At 32.7% G+C, this 1,639-nt stretch carries 1 protein-coding gene; it reads left to right on the forward strand.

Annotated elements, in window-relative coordinates:
* Positions 1 to 382: 382 nt before the first annotated feature.
* A complete protein-coding gene (locus AC3WTI_RS28360; protein ID WP_087955365.1) occupies positions 383 to 1,312 on the forward strand; it encodes a DMT family transporter in 930 nt (309 codons plus the stop codon).
* The last annotated feature ends 327 nt before the right edge of the window (positions 1,313 to 1,639 follow it).

The raw sequence follows: 1,639 nt of genomic DNA on the forward strand, positions 1-1,639 counted from the left end.
GAACACGGAAGTTAAGCTCTCTAGCGCCGATGGTAGTTGGGACCTTGTCCCTGTGAGAGTAGGACGTCGCCAAGCAAAAACCTAAGTCGATTCGACTTAGGTTTTTTTGTGTTTATTTTTATTTAGTAATCTTAAAGAGGGGCAAAAAATGAAATAGAGATTGTTTTAGATGAATTTTGGACGATGATCGAGTAAAGGGATATAAAGTAATGCATTTGGATACTAGATGAAGGTAAGAATTACCTTTTATATGAAAGCGGTATGTGGAAAATAGTTATTCAGTTGTTTTTTACATACGTTTTTTTATTTTCAAAGGATTTCACATAAGAAAAAATCTATAATTAAGATAGTTAACATATATTTTTGATGGGTGTGGGGGATTATGAAAGAAATATGCATGTTATTAGTTGCTGTTATGCTATGGGGGACAGCCATTGCACCAACAAAGTGGGCGCTAGAATCTATTCAACCATTTACTTTGTTATTTATTCGCCTTTTCTTTGCTGGTGGGATCTGTTTACTATTCTCATTTAAAGAATTAAAAAGATCGGTTGTACATAAACAAGTACCATGGAAAAGGATGAGTTTACTATCTTTTACAGGTGTAGCTGGTTACTTTATGTTCACATCCTACGGTATTTCTTTAACAAGTGGATTGCATGTTAGTATTATTGATGCTGCTTTACCTTTAGTTACAATTCTTTTTTCAGCGTTCTTTTTGAAAGAAAAAATTCAGTTTAATTATTGGATCGGTATTGTACTCGGGGCTGTTGGAGTACTTCTTATTACAATCCCATCTAGCAATGGAGATCAAAAGGTATCTTTAATAGGAGATACTCTTATTTTATTAAGTACTTTCTTATTTGCTTTCTATACAGTATTGCTGAAAAGGCCAAAACAAGAACAGTATCTATCAAACAATGTTTTTACAACATTAACTTTAATTATTGGAGCTGTTATTCTGTTACCATTTGCAATGGCGGAAACTTTTTATTACGGTTTTCCGAAGATTGAAACATGGAATGCTAGACTAAGTGTAATATATCTTGTTATTGGGGCAACAATTTTAGCGTATTGGTTTTGGAATAGAGCATTAGAGACAGTCTCGGCATCAGTAAGTGGATTATATTTAAATGCCTTACCGTTAATAAGTATTGTTGCTTCCATTGTTCTATTAAATGAATCTTTAACATGGAGAATAGTAATAGGTGGTAGCTTAGTTTTATTTGGAGTGATATGGGCAGATAAACGTAAGTTAATTGATTTATTTATGTTAGGCGATCGAAAAGTTAAAGAGAATGAAAAATGTTGAGTTTATAAGAGTATGTACATACTGTTTAATGAAAAGGATGTCTTGTGTAATAGGGTGTCCTTTTCTTTATTTCGTTGAAATAGAAACAGCGGAAACGAATAATGAAAATACCTTTGAAATTATTTTTATTATTAATTGAATAAAAGGTGTTGACGATTAGAGTATAGAGGTGTAATATAGAACAAGTCGCCGATGACATTAACGTCGAAAGCGACAAACGAAATGAAAAACTTAGTTGACATTAACTAACGAAGATGTTAACATAAGGAAGTCGCAAATGAGCGACCAAGTAGTTCTTTGAAAACTGAACGAAACAAACAACGTGAA

The organism is Bacillus sp. EB106-02-03-XG38, from assembly GCF_058792175.1.

Bases quoted from the DNA above. Each gene is read 5' to 3' on its own strand.
- AC3WTI_RS28360 (WP_087955365.1), top strand. From the start codon at position 383: ATGAAAGAAATATGCATGTTATTAGTTGCTGTTATGCTATGGGGGACA.